This is a genomic window from Vibrio sp. 2130-1, assembly GCF_033339515.1.
In genome coordinates this window covers 1-697 of sequence record NZ_JAWOUT010000289.1, presented here as the reverse complement: position 1 = coordinate 697, position 697 = coordinate 1, and the positions used below count along the sequence as shown (strand labels likewise).

The window sequence follows — 697 nt, the reverse complement described above, 5'->3', positions numbered from 1 at the left end:
AATGAAGAAAGATGTCGCGCCGTCTGCGCGGTGGCTATGGCTGACGGGATTACTCGTAAACAAAGCCGTGAGCTGCTGAATGATGCCAAACGTATCAAAGACGAAATGGAAAAAGGCCCACTGACTGGCTCCCACCAGAATGATGAGCTTGGCGCTGGCAACACCGACGAGCAATCCCTCAACTCGGGTGGGGATGGTACGTCGGAACAAACCGGGAATGACGACCTGAACCTTGCCCAGGAGGAACTGGAAGGGGGTAAAAATTCCAATGGTCAGGACGATGATGACGAAGACCCTTTGCGTGATGAAGAGGGTGAGCACAAAGATCCTGTCAAGCAGCCAGATAACAGCGGCAAGGACAAAGATGAAGAAGGCGGTGATGCTCTTCCTCCTCTGCCGAAGGACAAGGAATGGAAGAACGTCCGGGCTGACAGTTTGATTTTTGCTGTCAACGTTAACCTGGATGGCGAGACCAAACGTGGAGTCATCATGACCGACCGTGTTGCTCTGGTTCCGTCTACTGTCTGGGTTAAAACGCTCGATGGCGAAGGCAAGGAAAAGCATGTTCATGTGCCTGTGTCAGACATTGAACTCCTGAGTGTCGAAGGCTAATAAAGGAGGCCCAGCCAAAGAGGTTGGGCCTGTCAAGAACAGGTGAATATGAAGATCTCACAGGACATGAAAAGAAAATTTGCTT

1 protein-coding gene is annotated in these 697 nt (G+C 51.1%); it reads left to right on the top strand.

Annotated elements, in window-relative coordinates; translation table 11 throughout:
- Nucleotides 1-612 (top strand): KorB domain-containing protein (locus R7Q09_RS25785; protein WP_411913124.1); only part of this gene is annotated, 612 nt, incomplete at its 5' end.
- Between the last annotated feature and the right edge of the window lie 85 nt (nucleotides 613-697).